At 63.5% G+C, this 19599-nt stretch carries 18 protein-coding genes and 1 pseudogene; 5 read left to right on the forward strand and 14 right to left on the reverse strand.

Annotated features, from left to right (window positions below; genetic code table 11):
- Positions 1-99: 99 nt before the first annotated feature.
- The 6 genes from USDA257_RS07085 to USDA257_RS07110 form a co-directional block, all read right to left on the reverse strand.
- Entirely contained in the window at positions 100-1341 is a 1242-nt protein-coding gene (locus USDA257_RS07085; RefSeq protein WP_014762225.1) for a glycosyltransferase family 4 protein, read from the reverse strand.
- 9 nt (positions 1342-1350) lie between these two features.
- The gene (locus tag USDA257_RS07090) at positions 1351-2106 is read right to left on the reverse strand and encodes a polysaccharide deacetylase family protein (protein ID WP_014762226.1); all 756 of its coding nucleotides are present in this window, start codon (positions 2104-2106) and stop codon (positions 1351-1353) included.
- A complete protein-coding gene (locus USDA257_RS07095) occupies positions 2099-3430 on the reverse strand; it encodes an O-antigen ligase family protein (protein ID WP_014762227.1) in 1332 nt (443 codons plus the stop codon). The genes USDA257_RS07090 and USDA257_RS07095 overlap by 8 nt, the downstream gene beginning before the upstream one ends.
- A 15-nt stretch (positions 3431-3445) precedes the next feature.
- The gene (locus tag USDA257_RS07100; RefSeq protein ID WP_041413977.1) at positions 3446-5038 is read right to left on the reverse strand and encodes a GumC family protein; all 1593 of its coding nucleotides are present in this window, start codon (positions 5036-5038) and stop codon (positions 3446-3448) included.
- A 131-nt stretch (positions 5039-5169) separates the two neighbouring features.
- Positions 5170-6315, reverse strand: a complete 1146-nt coding sequence (locus tag USDA257_RS07105) for a hypothetical protein (protein WP_014762229.1) — start codon at positions 6313-6315, stop codon at positions 5170-5172.
- Positions 6305-7624 carry a lipopolysaccharide biosynthesis protein gene (locus USDA257_RS07110; RefSeq protein WP_041415009.1) on the reverse strand — a complete coding sequence of 440 codons (1320 nt, stop codon included), beginning with the start codon at positions 7622-7624 and terminating at the stop codon, positions 6305-6307. Before USDA257_RS07110 ends, USDA257_RS07105 begins: the two co-directional genes overlap by 11 nt.
- Positions 7625-7835: 211 nt before the next feature.
- On the opposite strand from USDA257_RS07110, the gene USDA257_RS07115 reads away from it, so the two are divergent.
- Together USDA257_RS07115 and USDA257_RS07120 are read left to right on the forward strand one after the other, a co-directional pair.
- Positions 7836-8561 carry a N5-glutamine methyltransferase family protein gene (locus USDA257_RS07115; RefSeq protein WP_014762231.1) on the forward strand — a complete coding sequence of 242 codons (726 nt, stop codon included), beginning with the start codon at positions 7836-7838 and terminating at the stop codon, positions 8559-8561.
- Positions 8558-9676 (forward strand): hypothetical protein, encoded by a 1119-nt coding sequence (locus tag USDA257_RS07120; RefSeq protein ID WP_014762232.1) that lies wholly within the window; start codon positions 8558-8560, stop codon positions 9674-9676. Before USDA257_RS07115 ends, USDA257_RS07120 begins: the two co-directional genes overlap by 4 nt.
- A gap of 18 nt (positions 9677-9694) precedes the next feature.
- On the opposite strand, the gene minE is transcribed toward USDA257_RS07120, so the two are convergent.
- From minE to asnB, 7 genes are all read right to left on the reverse strand, one after another.
- The gene (gene minE / locus USDA257_RS07125) at positions 9695-9958 is read right to left on the reverse strand and encodes a cell division topological specificity factor MinE (protein ID WP_014762233.1); all 264 of its coding nucleotides are present in this window, start codon (positions 9956-9958) and stop codon (positions 9695-9697) included.
- Positions 9955-10770 (reverse strand): septum site-determining protein MinD, encoded by an 816-nt coding sequence (gene minD / locus USDA257_RS07130; RefSeq protein ID WP_014762234.1) that lies wholly within the window; start codon positions 10768-10770, stop codon positions 9955-9957. Before minD ends, minE begins: the two co-directional genes overlap by 4 nt.
- A 33-nt stretch (positions 10771-10803) precedes the next feature.
- Entirely contained in the window at positions 10804-11553 is a 750-nt protein-coding gene (gene minC, locus USDA257_RS07135) for a septum site-determining protein MinC (RefSeq protein WP_014762235.1), read from the reverse strand.
- Positions 11554-11791: 238 nt separating this feature from the next.
- Positions 11792-12799, reverse strand: a complete 1008-nt coding sequence (nadE, locus tag USDA257_RS07140; RefSeq protein ID WP_014762236.1) for an NAD(+) synthase — start codon at positions 12797-12799, stop codon at positions 11792-11794.
- Positions 12796-14340, reverse strand: coding sequence for a class I adenylate-forming enzyme family protein (locus tag USDA257_RS07145; RefSeq protein WP_014762237.1), 1545 nt, complete (start codon positions 14338-14340; stop codon positions 12796-12798). Before USDA257_RS07145 ends, nadE begins: the two co-directional genes overlap by 4 nt.
- 27 nt (positions 14341-14367) lie before the next feature.
- On the reverse strand, positions 14368-14631 hold the full coding sequence (locus tag USDA257_RS07150; RefSeq protein ID WP_014762238.1) for an acyl carrier protein: 264 nt from the start codon (positions 14629-14631) through the stop codon (positions 14368-14370).
- Between the two features lie 25 nt (positions 14632-14656).
- Entirely contained in the window at positions 14657-16594 is a 1938-nt protein-coding gene (gene asnB / locus USDA257_RS07155) for an asparagine synthase (glutamine-hydrolyzing) (RefSeq protein ID WP_041413978.1), read from the reverse strand.
- A 159-nt stretch (positions 16595-16753) separates the two neighbouring features.
- Between asnB and USDA257_RS36905 the strand changes: the two genes are divergently transcribed.
- The 3 genes and pseudogenes from USDA257_RS36905 to USDA257_RS07170 all read left to right on the forward strand — a co-directional run.
- Complete coding sequence (locus USDA257_RS36905; protein ID WP_162531109.1) at positions 16754-17059, forward strand: hypothetical protein; 306 nt, start codon at positions 16754-16756, stop codon at positions 17057-17059.
- A gap of 397 nt (positions 17060-17456) precedes the next feature.
- A complete protein-coding gene (locus tag USDA257_RS07165) occupies positions 17457-17621 on the forward strand; it encodes a hypothetical protein (protein WP_014762242.1) in 165 nt (54 codons plus the stop codon).
- A 201-nt stretch (positions 17622-17822) separates the two neighbouring features.
- Positions 17823-18350, forward strand: a pseudogene (locus USDA257_RS07170) (efflux RND transporter permease subunit); the annotation flags it as partial.
- On the opposite strand, the gene uxuA reads toward USDA257_RS07170, so the two are convergent.
- Complete coding sequence (gene uxuA / locus USDA257_RS07175; protein ID WP_014762244.1) at positions 18351-19547, reverse strand: mannonate dehydratase; 1197 nt, start codon at positions 19545-19547, stop codon at positions 18351-18353.
- Positions 19548-19599 lie beyond the last annotated feature (52 nt).

The raw sequence follows: 19599 nt of genomic DNA on the forward strand, positions 1-19599 counted from the left end.
CCGAAAACCAGACGTCGGGGCTTCAGCGTCTTCTGCGCCGGCGTTCCGAAGCCTCGCAGCGGGAGAGCGGCCGCGTTGTATCCGCAGCGGCATTGCTGCCTAGGCACCCAGCGATGCGTAGAGATCGAGAGTCCTCGCCCGATAGGCCGCGGCGGAAAATTCGCTGGAGATCCAGGATCGACCCTCCGCTCCCATGCGGCCGCGCGCGCCAGGCGAAAGCGCCGCCATTTCGCGCAGCGCCCTTGCGAGTTCTTCCGGCTGCCCGGAGGCCGCCAGCAGCCCGGTTTCGCCTTCCCTCACCATCTCCGGAATGCCGCCGATCGCCGTGCCGATGACCGGGCGCTGCAGCGCATAGGTTTCGAGGACGCTGATCGGCGCATTCTCGTACCATTCCGACGGAAGCACGAGGGCGCGGGATTCACCGATTAGGCGGTGCAGCTTCTCGCCGGAGAGATAGCCGGCGAAGGTGACGTCGGCACCGAGTTCGGCCGCCATTCGGCGAAGGCTCGCCTCTTCCGGGCCGGTCCCGGCGACGACCAGCCGCTCTCCCGAAAGAGCGATCGCCCTGATCAGCGTCGCCAAGCCTTTTTCCGGCGCCAGGCGACCGGCGAAGACAAAATAGTCACCCTCCTGCCAATCGGTGCGAAAGATCGAAACATCGACGAAATTGGGTATGTGGACCATCTTATCGTGCGGCCAGCCCCATTCGGCGAGCTTTTCCAGATAGAAGCGGCTCGGCACGACGAGGCGATCCACCTTTTCGCGATAAAGTCCGAGCAGACGATGCACCATCGTTTCGGCCAGCACGACGGCGCTCAGGGGCACCGAATCCTTGACACAGCGATGGCGGAGCACGTTGTAGATTTTCCCACCCCGACAGTCTTCGCAGACCTTTCCGTCGCGAAGCATCTTGTAAGAGGGGCAGGCGAGCTTGAGGTCGTGAACCGTCATGACCACCGGAATGCCTGCGGACTTCAGGGTGGAGAAGATCGCTGGCGACAGATGGTGATAGACATTATGGGCATGCGCGATCGATGGGCGCCTGTGCTCGATCAGCCGACGGATATTGCGTTGGGCTTCGAGCGAATAGATGACGCTTGCCGCCTGAACCGCCTTGCGAAACAGACCAGTCCGCCGGCCATATTCGATCTCGGAGACGAAATAGTCCGACCAGGGCGAATGCTCGTTGCTGTCGTGCCGCATGGCGAAGGGCACGACGTCCCAGCCGACTTCGCCGAACATGCTCATATGATCGAAGAAGACCGCCTCCGCTCCGCCGCGGCGATAGAAGTAGTTGTTGATTGCCAGCAGGCGCTTCCCGGCCTTCTCGACTTCAGGCACCGCGGCCCCCTACCAATTGATCCGGTCGAGCACCTGGTCGACCGGTAGCACGCGGCATCCCTTCTCGACGGCATAGCGGACGAGACGGTCGAAGGTTTCCGGCGTACAGCCATAGGGGGTCGGCCGCGGCGCGATGTCATGCGTGAAAAAGATGAGCCAGCCGGGCGCATCCACCAGCTCGTCGATCCATCGGCTCAGCGCTTGGGCATGCTGCTCCGGCTGGCGGATTTCGACGGCCTTGAGCATCAGCGGATCCACGGATCCTCGATTAATGGCCTCGCCGCCGGCGCGGCAGGACCGATACCGCCGGCGCAGCTCGGGACGGGCCAAGGGCCAGCCGGCGTTATAGGGGAAGGCGAAATTGGACGCGGGCGGCGCGACGCCGACGCTTTTCAGGTACTTCGCATTGCGGTCGAGATCGGCGGCGAGGCCGCCCGCGGTGCGTACTCTGCGGTGCGCAAAAGTGTGGCAGCCGATCTCGTGCCCACGCGCCAGCAGTTCGCCGCATCCCTCCGGCGTGATCAGCGTCCGGTCCTTTTCCACCTGCCCCGCTAAGCCGCCGGCGATGTAGAAAGTTCCACGAACGTCGTATCGCTCGAGAATCCCCGCCCCTTCGTGAAGCGCGCTGTCCGGCACGTCGTCGAAGGTGAAGGACACGAGCGGTACGTCCGTTTCCAGCTTGCGCCGCGTCCGAACGAACTGCCAGATAGCCCGGTTGGCCAGCCTGTCGACGAGCCCGCCGATCTTTCCTTCCACGTCAAGCATGAGCGACACGTTTCCTTATTTCGGGGACGGCACCGTCCGCCAGCGCGGCGCTCGATTGCAGGTGCAGTCCGTAGAGAGCAAAGACGAAAGTGAACCAGAGAAAGCTTCCGCCTTCGAAGAAGAGGGTCTCGAGACCGGCGTGGAAGATCGTGTAGAGCCAGATGCGGACGTAAAGTCGTGTCAGAGGCGCTTTCTCGCGGTCAGGCGCGATGCGGGAAATGTCGCGAAGCGGCAGCAGGATAAGCCAGACCAACGTCAGCAAGAGCCCCGGGAAGCCGGTGGTCAGGGCAATGTCCAGATAGGAATTGTGGCCGTTCGCCGCCGCGACCGCCCAGGTCTCAACCGAGCCGCCGCTATAGACCAACTCCTCCGTCTGCCAAAACGCCCTGAAGCCGTACCCGGTCAGTGGCCGCTCGGCGAGCGCCGAGAAGGCGAAACGCCAGATGTCCGAGCGATTTGTGAATGTCGCATCGATTCCAAGACCGCTGATGAACTCGCCAAGCGGCCTGAAGACCGCCGAACCGACGGCAAAGAGATTGAACAGGCCGACGCCGCCGATGACGATCGGGGCACGTAGAGCCCGCATTTTTTCGAAGAGCCAGCCGAGGATCAGGATCGCCGGCAGCATCGCCGTCGAGGTTTTCCCGCCAGTGTTGACGAGAAAAAGGAACGACAGCGTAAAGATCGCAAGGCCCGCAATGCGCGACCAGCCGCGCGCGACGAAAAGCCCGAAGAAAGCGGCCAGCACCATGGCCGAGGCCGCGCTGTTCTTGTGCGGAAAATGGCCGCGCCACAGTCCGGCATTCATCGGCTCGCGCAATTCGGACGCCTGATGGATGGCGAGCGTCGGTTTGAAGAGAATTCCGTAATAGGCGAACCCCAGCATGATCAGGCTGCCGATCCCCAGCATCTTGGCGAAGTGGCGCTCGGACGCGGGAAGCAGCAGATAGATGCTGGCATTGACCGTCATCATCGTCGAGAGAACGATGCCTTTGATGCCGAGCATCGGATGGGCGGAGATCAGCGAGACGAGGAGGAACCAGAAGTAGAGGATGGCCAGAAGCATGCGGGGCTGCAGGATGATTTCCCGCATCGGATGCAGCAGGCCATAGCCGAGCATGCCGGCGGACAGCAGCAGCGCCAGGATCTGATTCAGGCGATTGGAGTTGCCGGCAGAAGGATCGAGGATCGCCTCGCCCGTCAGATCGACAAAGGGCGTGATCGACACCCACAGAAAGAGAAAGGTCGCCAGGAAGAGGAAGGCGCCGACACGCATCCTCAAGCCATCAGGCGCACTGGTCTCCGCATAGGCAGTGCTGGTCATTGCCGGCCTGGCTCCCTATCCGGCCGCCGGCCGCTGACCGCGGGCATAGTTCCACAGGCCAAGCGCCAGCGCGAGCCCGATACCTGCGGCGAGACCGAGCGCGGCGCCGACGACGAGCAGAATCGCGGTCCGCGGCGGCCAGCTGCGCGAATTCGGCGGCATGGCGCGCGAAATGACGCGGATATTGGTCGTATCGATCTGCTGGCGCTCGGTGATCTGCTGGGCACGCGCCAGGTGGGTTTCGTAGATCGCCGCCTTAGTGCGCGCGTCGCGCTCGAGGTCGCGAAGGTGGACCTGCGCCTCGTTGTCGGTGAAAACGTTCGACTGTTCGTCGTCGGCCTTCGCTCTCAAAGCGCCGAGCGACGAGCGTTCCCCCTCGAAATCCGCCTTGGCGCGCTCGGCTATGCGCCGCGCTTCCTGGTTTATGCCGGCCTCGAGCGTCGCGCGCTCGGAGCGCGCCGCGGCAAGGCGCGGATGCCTTTCGCCATAGGTCAGCTGCATCGCACCGATCTGCTGCTGCAGGGCGTTGTACTGCTGGCGGAGGTTCGTCATGTCGGCCGATTCGAACACCGAGGCGCTGGTCGTCTGTCCTTGCGCGATCGCCGCACTCATCTGCTTGTAGCGCGTCTCGGCCTGGATGAAGCGCTGTTGTGCACCGAGCACTTGGGTATTGAGTTCGCTCGAGAGCTGATTGCTGACGAGCTCGCCATTTGCGGACAACAATCCGTTCTCGCGCCGGAAATCCTCGACCTTCCTTTCCGCCTCGGTGACGTTCCGGCGCAATTCATCGAGCCGCGCATTGAGGTTCTGCGCCACGCGGCCGGCGCTCTCAGCCGCCGATTGGAAGAGTTCCGCTTCGAAGGCGTCGACGATCGCGCCGGAGAGGGCGACGGCCTTTTCCGGTTCCTCGCTCCAAACCTCGAGAACGACGACGAAGGAGCGCTCCTCGCGACGAGCTTCGACCCTTTCCGACAAGGCGCGAATGGCCGTCAATTCCTTGTCGGCCTTGCTGTCTCCCGCTGAGAACAACGCCATCAAAGCCGCCAGCGGTGACGGTTTGACGAATTCGGTATCGTTCGTCAGCGCAAGCTTGTCGATGACGCGCTTCAGGACGTTGCGCGACGTCAGGATCCTGAGCTTGCTTTCGACCTCCAGCAATTGTGCGTCGCGCTGCGGATTGCTGGTAAAGACGTCGTCGCTGACGACGTTGAGGTTGGAGGGATCCACGACGAGGTCGGTATAGACTGTGTAGCGCGGTATCGCCGTCACCGCATAGGCAAGCGTGGCGGCGACGCAAAGGACGAACGCAAGGACAATCCACCTGACCCCGTCGCGCAGCCAAAGGATGACGTCGTCGATGCCGACGCTGCCAAGCCTGTGAAGCTGCGGAAAATACGCGCCGACGATCGGGCGGCTGGGCTGGACCACTGATACTGCAGGGGCAACATCCGGCTCTTTCTGGTCAGGAATTTCCCGCGCCTCAGGCAAAGGCGCCGTTTCCTCGTCCATTGCCGGAACGAGGTCCAGCAGCGAGCCGCCGGCGGCGCGCCGCGACTGACGCGTCTCCACGCGCAATCCTTGCTCTAAGGGCTCGCTCCGCCGATACATCCGTTTTTCCCCACGCATGCCCTTGAAGCCACCGAAGAGCACTGCCCTGCATTGCATCTCCTGTTAAGAATTAGGAGCGCAGGGTGAATATTCCGTTAAGACCTCCATGCGGCCGGTAACCTTTGGCGGGTTCAAAAATCGGTCAATAGCCGGCTCCAGCTTTCCGACGCGAGGCCGCCGATATAGATGTCGTTGCCGAGCGCCGCCTCCTTGATGTCGGCGTGGCGGGTGACCATGCAGAAATAGCCGCGGTGGCGGAAGCACAGCCACCGCTGGCGCGAAATCGCGTTCATCAGGAACGGCTGTGCCATGCCCGTGGCGACCGCATAGCCTTCCGCGTCGAGACAGGCGAACATGGCCGCCGTGACATCGGCTTCGCGACCTTCTTCGCAAAGCACGTTGAGAACGCTCGCCATGCCCCCGGGCTTGCCGAAGAAAAGGAAAGCCCCGATCGTGCGGCCGTCGTTGCGTATGACCTTCCTCGACTGCAGCACCCCGAGGCTCTTGTTCATCGAGGCGATGTTGACGAGCCAATCGAACTCGGATTTCGACCAAGCGGGACGGATTGAAAAACGCTCAAGCATCGGCGCGGCGCAGCGGAGAAATTCATCCAGGCTTGCTGCCTGCACGTGGCAGCCCGGCGCGCCGAGCGGTCTTGTTGACGGGCTCCATCGGCGCAGCACGCGATCGATCGACCGCAGCGCGCCGAGGACGAGACGAGCTTTGAGCATCGGAATGCGCCGCCCTGCAAGGATGGCGACCGCAGCGAGTGGCCGGAGGAAGCGCTGCCATTCTAGGCTCTGGATCGGCAGGATGACGCCTCCGCCGGCAACGCAATGGTCGGCACTTACCGGAGAGGAACTGTCGGAGAAGCAGAGATCCTGGCGCGCCGCCCGGACGCCGCGAGCAAGACGCGCGGCGCCCGCCGCTGCGGCCTTGCCGTCGACCATGAAGGCGCAGAGGAGGCGCGCCACGATCCGGCGGCCATCGACATCGAATTCCATCGGCACGGAAAGAATGGCGCTATCGATGTCGCCGTTGCCGTTCTCATGCACGACGCCGCCCTTTTCAGGCGAATAGAACGGGCTTCCGAAGAAAACGGTCTCGATATACCGGCCCAGATCCTCCCCGGCCGCACTGTCGCGGCGGCGGAAGACCTTGTTGAACAGCCTTCCGATCGCCGGGATATCGCTGCGTGCCAAGGCGCGCGTGCCGGGGCATTGCGGTTCCACGACGGTCGCCGGATGAAGCACAATCTTCCGCAATTCAATTCCCATGCACGACTCCCGCCTGAAACTCGCGAGCTGCCCGCTCCCGGTCGCGCCGCACGAAGCGCAGAAAAACGCCCCATGTAGCTACCACCATGGCGATCTCGATGACGTAGAAGGAGATGAAGGTGCCGGCCGGCGGGGCGTACCAGCTCGCCCCTGCGGCAAGCCCGGCCCCGACGATGCTTCCGAGCCCCATGACGGTGGCGCGGGGGGCGTGGTAGCCCGAGGCACCCAGGGCTTCCACTGCCACCGACCAGATGGCGAGCGGCACCACAACCCATGCGAGGCCCCGTACGAAGCCGACGAGGGAGACATATTCGTGCCCGAACAGATGGGGCAGGACCGGCGCCAGCACGAAGACCGTCAGCGCCGCTGCAAGGCCGATGCCGGTCGCGGCGGCAAGCACGCGGAGCACCCGGTGCAAGGCGTGGTGCAGGCCGGCTGTGGTCATCCGCGCCGAGCCCGGATAGATGAGGCGATTGAGCGCCTCGACGGACAGGAAGCTGCTCTCGAGCATCCGCCTTGCCACGCTGTAGCTCGAAACGATCTCGGCTGTGGTGACGAGGCTCAGGACGAGCAGGTCGGCGTTCTGCCTCAAGGCGCGCAGGATGAACGGAATGCTGAAATAGAGGCCCTGCGGCAATTCCTCCCGCACGATACGGTAGCGCGGTCCGCCGAGGCCCTTGATCGCCCAGAGACAGGCCAAAGCGACCAGGACGTGGCAGATGAATTGCCAGACGGCCCAGGACGCCACGGTCGAGACGCCGAAAACCAGACATGCGAGCGCCGCCGCTACGGTGCGCGCGACGGCGAAGCCGACGACCGCCATGTTCGCGGATGCGAAATCGGAATGGGCGATGAAGATCTGTTCGACGAGAACGATGATGCGGACCAGGACGATGTTGGTGAGCAACATCAGCGCGATCACTGCAAAGTTGTCGATCGGCTCCGGTGAAAGTGCGAAGAAGAACGGCAGCGTGACGGCGCCGGCGAGCATGAGGACAATCCCGCTTGCCGCCGTGAGCAGGATATTGTGGCCGAGCATGTCGGGATAGATCGTGCGATCCCTCGCAACGCGCCGTACCAGGCATTCCATGGCCCCCAATCCGCAGAGATGTACCGCGATGCTGGCGACGGCGGTAATGGCGACGAAGACGCTGAATTCGTGGACGCCGAGAAAGCGGGCGAGGATCGCGAAGGTGAGAAGCTGCGCCGCGGAACCAAGGACCAGACTGCCGCCGGATGCGACATAGGACAGGATCATCGGCAGGAAAGGCTTGTAGCCGCGCGATTCCGTTAAGCCTTCCGAAGACATCCGCCCTGCCTTGTCGATTTGTGCCACGGGTTCGGCACCCGAAAGATCGTCCCTTGGCACGACCCTTCCGTCGATTCCCCGTGGTGCAGACTAAAGGGCAGAGATGATTGGGCGGTTAACATACGCCCATCAATTGTATTTCAGCTTCCGTTTACCCGAGTGCGCTAGTGTCCGCGGGACCCGAAAACCATCCGAAAACTAAGGAGTGTTCGTGCTGCAGGGCGACAATCTTCCTGACGTCAGCCTGGCGAACAGCCATTCGCCTCGCCTCGTCCGCTTCATGGACATCGAACTCGAACTCGCGCCCGACGTCCTCGTGCCGCGCGAAGAGACGGAACTACTCGGCCGGAACGCCGTTGCACGCCTTCACGAGCAGACCGGCCCGGTTACGATCATCGACATGTGCTGCGGCTCGGGCAATCTCGCCCTCGGGATCGCCGCAGCCATTCCACTTGCGCGGATCTGGGGCGCCGACCTGACCGACAGTACCGTTGCGCTCGCCCGCCGCAACGTCGAGCGCCTGTCGCTTCAAGAGCGCGTCCTGATCCGGCAGGGCGACCTTTTCGCGGCGCTCGAAGGAGACGACCTCGAAGGCCGGGCCGACATGATCGTGTGCAACCCGCCCTATATTTCGACGGCCCGTCTCGAAGGCGACAGCGCCCATCTCCTCGAGAGCGAGCCGCGCGAAGCCTTCGACGGTGGTCCCTACGGCATTTCCATCCACCAGCGGCTGATCCGCGATGCCGACGCCTTCCTCAAGCCGGGCGGCTGGCTTCTGTTCGAGTTCGGCGAGGGGCAGGATCGGCAGGCAGCAGCCCTTATCGCCCGAGCCAAGGCCTACGAGGCGGTGAGTTTCGCGCATGACGCACAGGACAAGCCGCGCGTCGCGATCATCCGGAAGCTGGGCAGGTCCATGGACGACGGACGGGTGAGATGAGCGACATCCGTCCGCTCACGACTGCCGATATACCGGCCGTTGCCGGACTGTTTCAAAAGATCTTCCGCAACGGCGACCGGGCTCCGCCGCCGGCGCTCGTCGATTATCTCCGCCACTTGTACCTGCAAGCGCCGGGCTATGACCCCGAGATCGCGCCGCTCGTCCACGTCAATGACAGCGGTCGCATTTCCGGCTTCGTCGGCGTCAACACGCTGCCGATGAGCTACAAGGGCCGACGCGTGCGCGCCGCGATTTGCGGCGCGCTGATGGTCGAAGGCCGCGAGAGCGACCCGATGGCAGGCGCCCGGCTTCTGAAGGCCTTCCTGGCCGGCCCGCAGGACCTCTCCTTCAGCGAAACGGCGAGCGAAGTCTCGACGCAAATGTGGACGCGGCTGCGTGGTATCGTCCTGCCGCAATACAGCCTCGACTGGGTGCGCGTCCTTCGCCCGGCCAGCTTCGCGCTCGACCTTGTGTCGCGCCGGATCGGCCCGGCGCGCGCGCTGCGCCCGCTGGCAAGCGCTTTCGACGAGCGCTTTCGCGGAAAGATGGGGCGCGGCGATCTGCGTTGGTCGGCCGTGCCCAAAGAGGCCAGCCTGCCCGCAACGCTCCAGGTCGCCGACATCGATGCTGGATCCTTTGCCGAGCTCTTCGCGCCCTTGATCAGGCAATTCGCCGTGCAGCCCGCCTGGGCGGAGGTTCAGTTCGACCACATTCTGGAGGACGCAATCGATAAGCCAGAGTTCGGCGAGCCCCACTTCGCCGCCGTCAAGACGCGCAACGGGGCACCGATCGGGGCGTTCTTTTACCATTTGAGGCAGGGTGGAACGGCGCGGGTTCTGCAACTGCTCGCCCTACCTGGGCAGGCAGGTCCCGTCCTCGACTGCCTGATCGATCATGCAGCGACCCGCGGCGCAGCAGCTTTGTGTGGCCGCACGCAGCCGGCCCTGCTCGAAGCGATGATGGGCCGCCGCATCGGCTTCGTCCATGCGGCCTCGACCGTCGTGCATTCTCGCGACGAGGAACTCGTCGACGCCTTCCGCCACGGGCAGGGCTTCGTAAATGGCCTTGCCGGAGAGCATTGGAGCCGCCTGATCGGCGGCTCCTTCGATAGTTAGCCAGGGAAGTCGGCCTTGTTAGGCCGCGCGCACGCTCGCATTGAGCGGAATCTCGATGTCGACTTCCAGGGTCGAGACGTTTTCGCCCCGATCCATCTTGACGGTCACCTTGTCACCATCGACCTGCACATGCTTGGCGATGACGGCGAGGATCTCCTCCCGGAGCACCGCCACAAGGTCCGAATGCCCGACGGAAGCCCGCTCGTGGGCGAGCAGCACCTGCAGGCGCTCGCGCGCCGTCGGCGCGGATGTCTGTTTGCTGAAGAACCGGAATATGCTCATGCTGCCCTCCGTCCGAACAGTTTGCCGAAAAGCCCGCGCTTTTCGCCCGGAATGGTCATCGGCACCGTTTCGCCGGCAATCCGCCGGGCGGCGTCGAGATAGGCAAGCGCCGGAGCGCTGCGGCTGTCGGCAAGGGTGACCGGCGCGCCGAGGTTGGAAGCGCGCAGCACGTCGGTGCTTTCGGGCACGATGCCGAGCAGCGGGATCGACAGGATCTCAAGAACATCGTCGACCTTCAGCATGTCCCCGCGCTCGGCGCGGGCCGCGTCATAGCGGGTAAGCAGCAGATGCTTTTCCACCCGCTCGCCGCGCTCGGCGCGTTCGGTCTTGGCGTCGAGAAGGCCGATGATGCGATCCGAATCGCGAACCGACGAGACTTCCGGATTGGTGACGATGACGGCGATGTCGGCGTGCCGCATGGCAAGCGTCGCGCCGCGCTCGATGCCGGCCGGGCTGTCGCAGATGATCCAGTCGAAGTGCTTCTTGAGCTCGGCCATCACCCGCTCGACACCCTCGGCGGTCAGGCTGTCCTTGTCCCGGGTCTGCGAGGCCGGCAGCAGAAAGAGCGTCTCCAGCCGCTTGTCGCGGATCAGCGCCTGCGGCAGCTTGGCATCGCCCTGGATGACGTTGACCAGATCGTAGACGACCCGCCGCTCGGCGCCCATGACGAGGTCGAGGTTGCGCAGGCCGACGTCGAAATCGACGACAACCGTCTTTTCGTTCCTCTGCGCCAGCGCCGCGCCAAGCGCGGCGGTCGATGTCGTCTTGCCGACGCCACCTTTACCTGATGTAACAACGATTACTTTCGCCATCTTCCCGCTCCTGTATGCTGGCCGGCCGCCGGCTCAGTTAAGTCTCTCTGCCATGATCGAATCGCCTTCCAGCCAGAGCTGGACGGCCTGTCCGCGAAGGTTGGGGGCCATGTCTTCCGCAGTCTTGTAGACGCCATCGATTGCCAGCAACTCCGCTTCGAGCCGACGGCAGAAGATGCGCGCCGAAGCGTTGCCGACCGAGCCTGCCAGCGCCCGCCCCCTGAGCGTTCCGTAAATATGCACCGACCCGCCGGCGATGATCTCCGCACCCGAGGCGACCGATCCGACGACGGTGACATCACCCTCGGGAAAGATCACCGACTGGCCGGAGCGCACGGGCTCGCGGATCACGATGGATGAGATCGCCCTTGCCGCTTGCGGCTCCATCTGCAGGCTCGACGCCGCAGCTTTGGCCGAAGCAGCGCCAACCGGTTCGACGGTCGGTTCGGCCGGAATTTCGATGTCCGGAGCCGGACGACCGCCCTTCATGGCCGGCGGCATGCCCGGCTCGAAAAGCGACGGACGGCCGCCTTCGATGCCCATGATCCGAACGTTGCGCTTGCCAAGCTCATCGATCAGGCGCTTCAGTCCAGCCCGGTCGATTTCGAGGTCTGCGACATCGAGAACGACCGGTCGCCCCAGGAAAAACCCCGCGGACCGCGAGGCCAAATCATCAAGCCGGGTGAGCCAAGCGTCGAGCGGCGGCTCCGGTGAAAGCACCAGCGCCAGGAACGAGCGGCCCTTGATGCGGATCGAGCGGGTGTCTGTTAGCACTTTGGTCATCTACGTTAATTTTTCGTTGCCCAAGATGTAGGCGAGTCACGGTTAACAAATGGTTAATTCCGCTACCCTGCCCGGGGCTGGAGGCGCGCAATGTGACGCCCGGAGAAGCCGATCAGACGGCCGATCAACGAAGATGACAGTGAAAGCACCCAACGGCGGTCGCGGGAGCTACCCCTCTGGCCGGCAGGCCAGAGGGGGTTTTACACCCGTGTGTTCGGCGAGACCTGGCGTTCTCAGATCACTCGCCGATTTCCGCGACAGGCTGCACAAGCTGCGGCCCGAGATGCAGGTAGCGAGTCGCCTTGCGTTTTGCGGCGATGTCCGCCCAGACGCGGTCGACCTGCGCTGCCGAGAGATCCGCGGCACGGCCGACATCTTCGGCGCTCAGGCCGGTGTTGAGACCGTAGAGGCAAATATCCATCCGGTCGTAGGGGAGCGAGAAATAGAACTCTTCCTGCGTCTGCTCGAGCGAATAGGTGTCGGTGGTCGGCGGCCGACGGCAGATTTCCTCCGGAACGCCGAGATAGGCGGCGAGCGCGTAGACCTGCGACTTGTAGAGATGGGCGATCGGCTTGACGTCGGCGGCACCGTCGCCGTTCTTGACGAAGAAGCCCTGGTCGTATTCGAGCCGGTTCGGCGTGCCGAGCACCGCGAAGTTCAGCCGGTCGGCGTGATAATATTCCAGCTGCTTGCGGGTGCGCTGCTTCATGCTGGTCGCGGCGACGATGCCGAGATAGACGGAGGGCGGCATGCGTAGCTTCGTCCGTTTGCCCCCCGGGTCCTGCACCACCAGCGAGGAGATGTTGTAGCCGTCGCCTTCGAGCGCATTGGCAATGACGATCTTCGACGCCCAACCCGGTCCATAGTCCGGCACCAATTCGCGAATGAAGGCGTCACGCCGCTCGTAACAACCCATGGCGGCAAGCGTCGGCCCTATATCTTCGACGATCGCCTCGACCCCGAAGGTCTCGGCCACCAGCCGGCCGAGCCGCAGGCTTTCCGGATCGGAATCATTTTCCGGCATAAACAGGCAGAAGACGTTCTTGGCGCCGACGGCGCGCACGGCGAGCGCCACCGAAACGCTTGAGTCGATGCCTCCCGATAGGCCAAGGACCAGCCCGCGCTTGCGCATGCCGCGCAATTGGGCGCGCAAGGCCGAAACGACTCGCTCGGTCTCCGCAGCTTCGTCGATCCTCAAGGTTTCGGCGGAGAAAGCGAACGTCTCCTGATCGGGGCGAATGTTCATTCAGCGGCCTCCAATGTTTCGGCCGCCAGCCTGCGGCTCACCTTGCCCGTATCCGTCTTAGGGAGCTCGGCGCGGAATTCGACGATCTTCGGCACCATGAAGTCCTCGAGGTGACGCGCGCAGTGGCGGATGACGTCCTTTTCGCTGAGAGTCGGGTCGGAGAGGACGACAAGAGCGCCGATCGCAGCCCCAAGCACCGGATCGGGAACGCCGATGACCACCGCCTCGGCGATGCCCGGATGGGCGTGCAGGACGGTCTCGACCTCCTTCGGCGCCACCTTCTCGCCGCGCGTCTTGATGATGTCGTCCTTGCGGCCGACGAAGTAGAGGAAGCCCTCGTCGTCAGTGCGGAAGAGGTCGCCTGTATAGAGCACCTTTTCCCATGGATTCGGGCCGGGGCGCAGCATGCGCTCGGTGGCCGCTTCGTTGCGCCAGTAGCCCTGCATGACATGCGGCCCGCGGATCACCAACTCGCCGGGAACACCCGGCGGCACGCGTTTCCCCTCGTCGTCGACGACGAAGGCTTCGGTGTTGGGAATGGCGATACCGACCGAGCCGGGCCGGCGATCGAGTTCGTCCGGAGGCAGATAGGTGCAGCGCTTGCACTCCGTCAGGCCGTACATGGAATACAGCCGAGCTGACGGAAAAAGCTCCCGCAAGCGGGCGATATGCGCCGGCGGAAGCGCTGCGGCAGTGTTGGAGATATAGCGCAGGCTCGGCAGGAAGCCGGGTTCAAGGTCGCGCATCTGCAGGATCATCGCGGCCATCGTCGGGACCAGCGGGAAACCGGTCACGCCTTCGGCACGAATGCGTTCGAAGATCGTCTGCGGAAAGGCGAAGGATTTTTCCAGTACGAGTGTGGCGCCGAGTCGGATCGTCATCAGCAACTGATAAAGCCCGTAGTCGAAAGCCAGCGGCAGGACGTTGAGGATGATATCATCCGGCGTGTTGCGGAGATAAGCGGTGATCGACTCCGACGCCGCATCGATATTGCGATGCGTCATCATCACGCCCTTCGGGCGGCCGGTCGATCCGGACGTATAGATCAGCATGGCGAGATCGACGTCGATGCCGCCGTGAAGGACGCGCAACGGCTCGGCCTTCAGGCACTGCTCGAAGGATGCCGCACCTTCCGCCGTGCGACCGACCGGCGCCGCGGTCGAGGCGACGAAAAGCGGCCTTCCTGAAAGCGCGCGCGCCTCCGCGACTATCGGCATCAATTTTGCCTGCGTCAGGATCGCCGCCGCCTCGCAATCGGCAATGATATAGGCGAGCTTGTCGGCCTTCGTGGAGGCGTTGACCGGGCTAAAGGTCCCGCCAGCCTTGAGGATCGCGAAGATCGCTACCGCCGCTTCCCAGCAGTTATCCATGAACACCAGAACGCGGTCGTTGGCATTGACGCCGCTTGCGGCGAGAGCCGCGGCAAGCCGCGACGAAAGATCGTCCAGCTCCTTGTAGCTCAGCCGTTTCCGATCGGTGACCAGCGCCGTCTTTGCCCCTTGGGCCGCGGCGTTCCTGATAAGGAAATGCTCGAACCTCATGTTCGTGATGCCCCGCCCTAACCCCTCTTATGCCGTAACCGGCACGGCTTTCGCCGCGATGAAGGCCGAGATGCGCGCCAGCGAATCGAGATTCGCCGGGACGATATCGGCATCCGCCATTGCGATCCCGAACTGGTCCTCGATGAAGGCGACGAGTTCCAGAACGCCGGTCGAATCGATGATGTCGTTCTCGATCATCGAGGCCGTATCGGCCAGGTCGTAGGAAGTATCGCCAAAGAGGAAATTCTCGATGATGAAGGTCCTGACCTTCTCCTTGATCGCTTGCGTCATGTGTTCTCCTTTCGCTGTTTCCGTTTCAGGCCGCTTCGGCCTTGCCGATGCCGGCGCCGGTGAATGTCTGCAGCCACAGCTGCGTCGAGAGAATGCCGACGAAGGCGGCGTTGTCGCGGAAGCCCGAGGCCGGGCGCGCGCGGCATTTCTCGTAGAGCTTCGTCACCGCCCTGACATTGAAGAGGCCGCCCTCGGCGACCGCATCCTCGCTCAAGGCGCCGCGGACGTAATCGAGCTCGCCGGGGCCGCTGAACGAATGGCTGTCGGGTGCGCGATAGGGCTGCTTCACCCGTTTGCCGATCACAGCCGGCAAGAGGTCCTTCGTCGCTTCGCGCAGGATATGCTTCTCCGTGAGGCCCTTGAGCTTCATTTCCGGCGGCAGCTTCGCCGCAAACTCGACCAGCCGATGGTCGAGGAAGGGGAAGCGGCCCTCGATCCCGTGGGCCATCGCCATCCGGTCGCCTTGGCTGGAGAGGATGTAGCCGGGCAACAGGAAGCGGCTTTCGAGATATTGCGCCTGGTGCAGTGGGTGCCATCGACCGAAATCCTGTGGCAGCCGGCCGATCAGTTCGTCAGCCGCATCGTAGTCCTTCAGTTGCGCACGCAGGTCGCCGGAGAAAAACAGTTTCGTCGCGGCCGTGCCCTTGAGGCGCGGGCGATGCGAGAAGAGGAGGTCGTCGAGCGGCGCGTCGCCGGCGCCGAAAAAGGCGGCGAGATATTCCGGCGATTGCTGCTTGAGACCCGGCAGATAGGGATAGAGCTTGCGGAAGAGATGCGGCCGGATGTGCGAGCCCGGCTGCCGTCCGCAGAAGCGGCGCACCCGGGCTTCCTTGAAGATGTCGTAGCCGGCGAACACCTCGTCGGCGCCCTCGCCAGTCAGCACGACCTTGAGCCCCGCCTCCCGAACCAGCCCGGACAATTGATAGAGCGGGGCCGGCGCCGTGCGGATGATCGGCCTCTCGGTGAAGCGGATGACGTCCGGAAAGGACTTTGCGATATCGCCGGTGCGGCAAGCGATCGCGCTATGCTGCGTGCCGAGCGCCGCAGCCATTTCCAGCTGGAAGGCACTTTCGTCGTGTTCGGCGCTGTCGAAGGTAACCGAGAAGGTCCGAAGCCGCTGCGGCGTCATGCCGGCGGCCAGCGCCGAGACGATCGAGGAATCGAGCCCGCCGGACAGATAGGCGCCGACTGGTACGTCGGCCCGCATGCGGATACGGGTCGCGTCGGTCAAGAGGGCGCGCAACTCCTCTGCGGCACTTCCTTCGTCCACGTAGACCGGCGGCTGATCCCGGTCCGGATATTGCAGTTGCCAGTAAGGTCTCGTCGTGACGCCATGCTGATCGACGGTCATCAGGTGCGCCGGTTCAAGCTCGAGGATGTTGCGGAACGGCGTGCGGGGCGCGATCGGCGCCCAGAGGGTGAAGATCTGGTCGAGCGCGATCGGGTCGATCTCCGCCGAAACGCCAGGCACCTGAAGGAGCGCCTTGACCTCGGAAGCGAAGTAGAACGTGCCGCCATACGCGGTATAGAAAAGCGGGCGCACACCCATGCGGTCCCGCGCCAACATCATCCGGCGGCGACGGGCATCCCAGATGGCGAAGGCGAAATCGCCGTTGAGCAACGACACGCACTCCTCGCCCATCTCGTCATAAAGGTGGAGGATGACCTCGGTGTCGCTCGAGGTGCGGAAGCGGCGGCCCTTGGCGCGAAGCTCGTCCCTGAGCTCCACATAGTTGAAGATTTCGCCGTTGAAGGCGATCGTCAGCTCGCCGCTCGCATCAGACATCGGCTGCTGGCCGTCGCCGAGCCCGACTATGGAAAGCCGCACATGGCCCAGCCCTGCTTCGGGCGCAATGAAAATGCCCTGCTCATCCGGCCCCCGATGCGCAATCGCGGCCGTCATGCTTTCGAGAAGCGCCCTTCCGTCCCGTATCGAACCAAAATAGCCGCTGAAACCACACATATGAAAATCGCTCTCACGCCCGCAACCGCGTTGAATGTATAGATGGAATGCGCGGAGCAAGAGTTAACCCGCTCTAGATTTCTCTAATGATGGTAAATAAATCAACCGGGGGCACATCGAATATTGAAGATAGGGGAATTGTAACTCCGAGACTTCGCCGTGTATATAAATTTAAACTTTATGGGTTTTTTGCTAAATTTATACTTAAGCACCCCAGATGAACTGCGCACGATCAAGCCATTGGGCACCCGGCGGAGCGCCGACGAAGAACGTGGTTTCCTTTTTATTAAGAAATTCGGTCCAATTTTCGCAGTCGAAGCGCAATATCGTTCGGAGCGCATGATGAGCTACGATTGGACCGGCGAACGCACGCGCCGGATGAAGATGATGAAATACGGCATCGCCATTGTGCTGACGGTTGGCCTGATTCTTGCTGCCACATCCTGGACCTTGCAGTCCATCTGACGATGGTGCATCGCGCTCCCGCTGGCCTGATAGCAAGACACGGGCTTGGACATCTTTCTGTCTGTCCGATGTAACCTATAGCTCGAATTATGTAAGTTCTAAACCTTGACGAGTGCCCCCTCCGGGAGTGGAATCCTGTCTGAGGCACACTGCCTGAGGCCGTCGAATTCGCACTCGCTGCGCGGCGGCCTCCCCAGTTCGAGGGGGCGATAGGTGGACCCGCCGCATAACCGATCAGCAGCTGCGTGGTTCACCTATTTGTCCCGGAATTGCAGCGGCGCGGCGCCACTGGCGTTCGGTAGCAATTATCGGCCGCATCCGCAAATGGCACGGAACCAAGAATAGCGTTTGCGTGTTTCCTGACGCAGCGCGAGGAGGTCATATGCAGCCAAGATTCATGTCGACGGAGGTGTTCCTGCGCTTCGAAAAGGAATGGCAGCACCTCCGTCGCGCCGTGCACAAGTTGGAGATCGAGGCCAATCGGCCTGATGAGCAAAATATTGACGACACGGCCGGCTCCGAACTTGCCGACCCGCTCGCGGGCCGGATTAAATCTTCGTAATCTATTGAAATAACACTAGACGCGCGCCCCGCTTGTTCTAGATGCTTGTTGCGCCATCGGTAGCCTCGTAGGTCTCCGATGCGCGTAGGAACGAGATCACCACGATCCCGCTTCCGCGAGAGGAGCGCAGCCGATGTCTAGCCGGGTCCTCATCGCAACGGTTGCTGTGGGCTGCACGTTGGCCGGCATTGCCATGGCACCTGGCTGATCCTCGGCGCGATCCTGACGATTTATATCGTGCTTGGCATTCTCTACGAGAGCTGAATCCACCCGCTGACGATTCTTTCCGGCCTGCCGTTGGCAGCATGCGGGGCGCTCCTGGCGATCGGTCTTGGCGGCTTCGACCTGCCGATCATCGCGGTCATCGGGCTGTTGATGCTGATCGGCATCGTCAAGAAGAATGCGATTATGATGATCGACGTGGCGCTCTCGCTGCAGCGCGACGGCCTCACTCCCGGAGATGCGATCCAACGGGCTTGCCTGATGCGGTTCCGGCCGATCCTGATGACGTCCCTCGCCGCGCTGATGGGCACGCTACCTATCGCGCTCGGCAGCGGCGCCAGCGCAGAACTGCGCCAGCCGCTGGGCGTCGCCGTCGTCGGCGGCCTGCTCGTCTCGCAGCCGCTGACGCTGTTCGTGACGCCGGTGATCTACCTCTACATGGAAGCCCTCGCGCGCGGCATCAAACGGCTGTTCGAGCCGCGAAGGCCGCAGACGGCCGTTTCGTGATCAGGACAGTCCGTGGGTGGCATGCGACAGGGCCCGTTCGATGCCGCGCAGTTCCGCCAGCCCCTTCAGCCGGCCGATCGCCGGGTAGCCGGGCTGGGCGCCGCGGGTGAGATCGTCGAGAATCTCCTGACCATGATCCGGCCGCATCGGAATCTGGTGATCCGCCCGTCCGGCGGCGCGCCGGCGCTTCTCCTCGACGAGCAGTTCGGCGATCACCGCTACCATGTCGGCGTCCCCCTCCAGATGCTCGTCCTCATAGAACGAACACAGCGTCCGCTCCTCCTCGCGGCGAACATTTCGGAGATGAACGAAATGAATGCGGGGCGCGAACTGGCGGACCATCGCCGGCAGGTCGTTGGCGGCGCGGGCGCCGAGCGAGCCGGTGCAGAAGGTGACGCCATTGGCCGGGCTGTCGACCTCCCGCAGCATGAAGGCATAGTCCTCGGCGGTCGAGAGAATGCGCGGCAGGCCGAGCAGCGGCCATGGCGGATCATCGGGATGGGCGCAGATATTGATGCCGACCCGTTCGGCGACCGGCGTCACTTCGGCAAGGAAATCGACGAAGTGCCGTTGCAGCTTGTCACGGCCGACGCCGGCATAGGTCTCTAAGTGCTCCCGAAGCTGCGGCAGGCTGTAGCCATCGGCGGAGCCCGGAAGCCCGGCGCCGATATTGCGGGAGAGGCCAAGCCGCCGCTCCTCGGTCATCTCGCGGAAGCGCCGCTCCGCTTCTTCGCGCGTTGCCGCGTCATAGTCTTCGACCGCGCTCGGCCGCTGCAGCAGATAGAGGTCGAAGGCGACAAAATCGATCCGGTCGAAGCGCATGGTCTTGGCGCCGTGACGGGTGGTCCAGCGCAGGTCGGTGCGCGTCCAATCGAGCACCGGCATGAAATTGTAGCAGACGGTGCGAATACCGGCCGCCGCGAGGCGCCGCAGCGTCTCCTGCCAATTGGCGACGTGCTCGCGCCAGGGACCGGTCTGCGTCTTGATGCTTTCCGACACCGGGACGCTTTCGACCACCTCCCACTCCAGGCCGCACTCGCGCACCTCTCGCTGCCGCCTTTCGATCTCCTCGACCGGCCAGACGTCGCCGGTCGGGATGTGATGCAGGGCGCTGACGATGCCCTGCGCGCCGGCCTGCGCCGCGTCCCGGACACTCACCCGGTCCACCGGTCCGAACCACCGCCACGTATGTCGCATATGAACTCCTTCCGAGCGGGACGAGGTAAAGTGCGAGCGGTTTTCCGCCTGC

Source organism: Sinorhizobium fredii USDA 257 (genome assembly GCF_000265205.3).
Taxonomy (GTDB): Bacteria; Pseudomonadota; Alphaproteobacteria; order Rhizobiales; family Rhizobiaceae; genus Sinorhizobium; species Sinorhizobium fredii_B.

Bases quoted from the DNA above. Each gene is read 5' to 3' on its own strand.
- USDA257_RS07145 (WP_014762237.1), bottom strand. From the start codon at position 14,340: ATGAGGTTCGAGCATTTCCTTATCAGGAACGCCGCGGCCCAAGGGGCA.
- USDA257_RS07165 (WP_014762242.1), top strand. From the start codon at position 17,457: ATGTCGACGGAGGTGTTCCTGCGCTTCGAAAAGGAATGGCAGCACCTC.
- USDA257_RS07150 (WP_014762238.1), bottom strand. From the start codon at position 14,631: ATGACGCAAGCGATCAAGGAGAAGGTCAGGACCTTCATCATCGAGAAT.
- nadE (WP_014762236.1), bottom strand. From the start codon at position 12,799: ATGAACATTCGCCCCGATCAGGAGACGTTCGCTTTCTCCGCCGAAACC.
- uxuA (WP_014762244.1), bottom strand. From the start codon at position 19,547: ATGCGACATACGTGGCGGTGGTTCGGACCGGTGGACCGGGTGAGTGTC.
- USDA257_RS07120 (WP_014762232.1), top strand. From the start codon at position 8,558: ATGAGCGACATCCGTCCGCTCACGACTGCCGATATACCGGCCGTTGCC.
- USDA257_RS07090 (WP_014762226.1), bottom strand. From the start codon at position 2,106: ATGCTTGACGTGGAAGGAAAGATCGGCGGGCTCGTCGACAGGCTGGCC.
- USDA257_RS07110 (WP_041415009.1), bottom strand. From the start codon at position 7,624: ATGTCTTCGGAAGGCTTAACGGAATCGCGCGGCTACAAGCCTTTCCTG.
- USDA257_RS07095 (WP_014762227.1), bottom strand. From the start codon at position 3,430: ATGACCAGCACTGCCTATGCGGAGACCAGTGCGCCTGATGGCTTGAGG.
- minC (WP_014762235.1), bottom strand. From the start codon at position 11,553: ATGACCAAAGTGCTAACAGACACCCGCTCGATCCGCATCAAGGGCCGC.
- minD (WP_014762234.1), bottom strand. From the start codon at position 10,770: ATGGCGAAAGTAATCGTTGTTACATCAGGTAAAGGTGGCGTCGGCAAG.
- USDA257_RS07100 (WP_041413977.1), bottom strand. From the start codon at position 5,038: ATGTATCGGCGGAGCGAGCCCTTAGAGCAAGGATTGCGCGTGGAGACG.
- minE (WP_014762233.1), bottom strand. From the start codon at position 9,958: ATGAGCATATTCCGGTTCTTCAGCAAACAGACATCCGCGCCGACGGCG.
- asnB (WP_041413978.1), bottom strand. From the start codon at position 16,594: ATGTGTGGTTTCAGCGGCTATTTTGGTTCGATACGGGACGGAAGGGCG.
- USDA257_RS07105 (WP_014762229.1), bottom strand. From the start codon at position 6,315: ATGGGAATTGAATTGCGGAAGATTGTGCTTCATCCGGCGACCGTCGTG.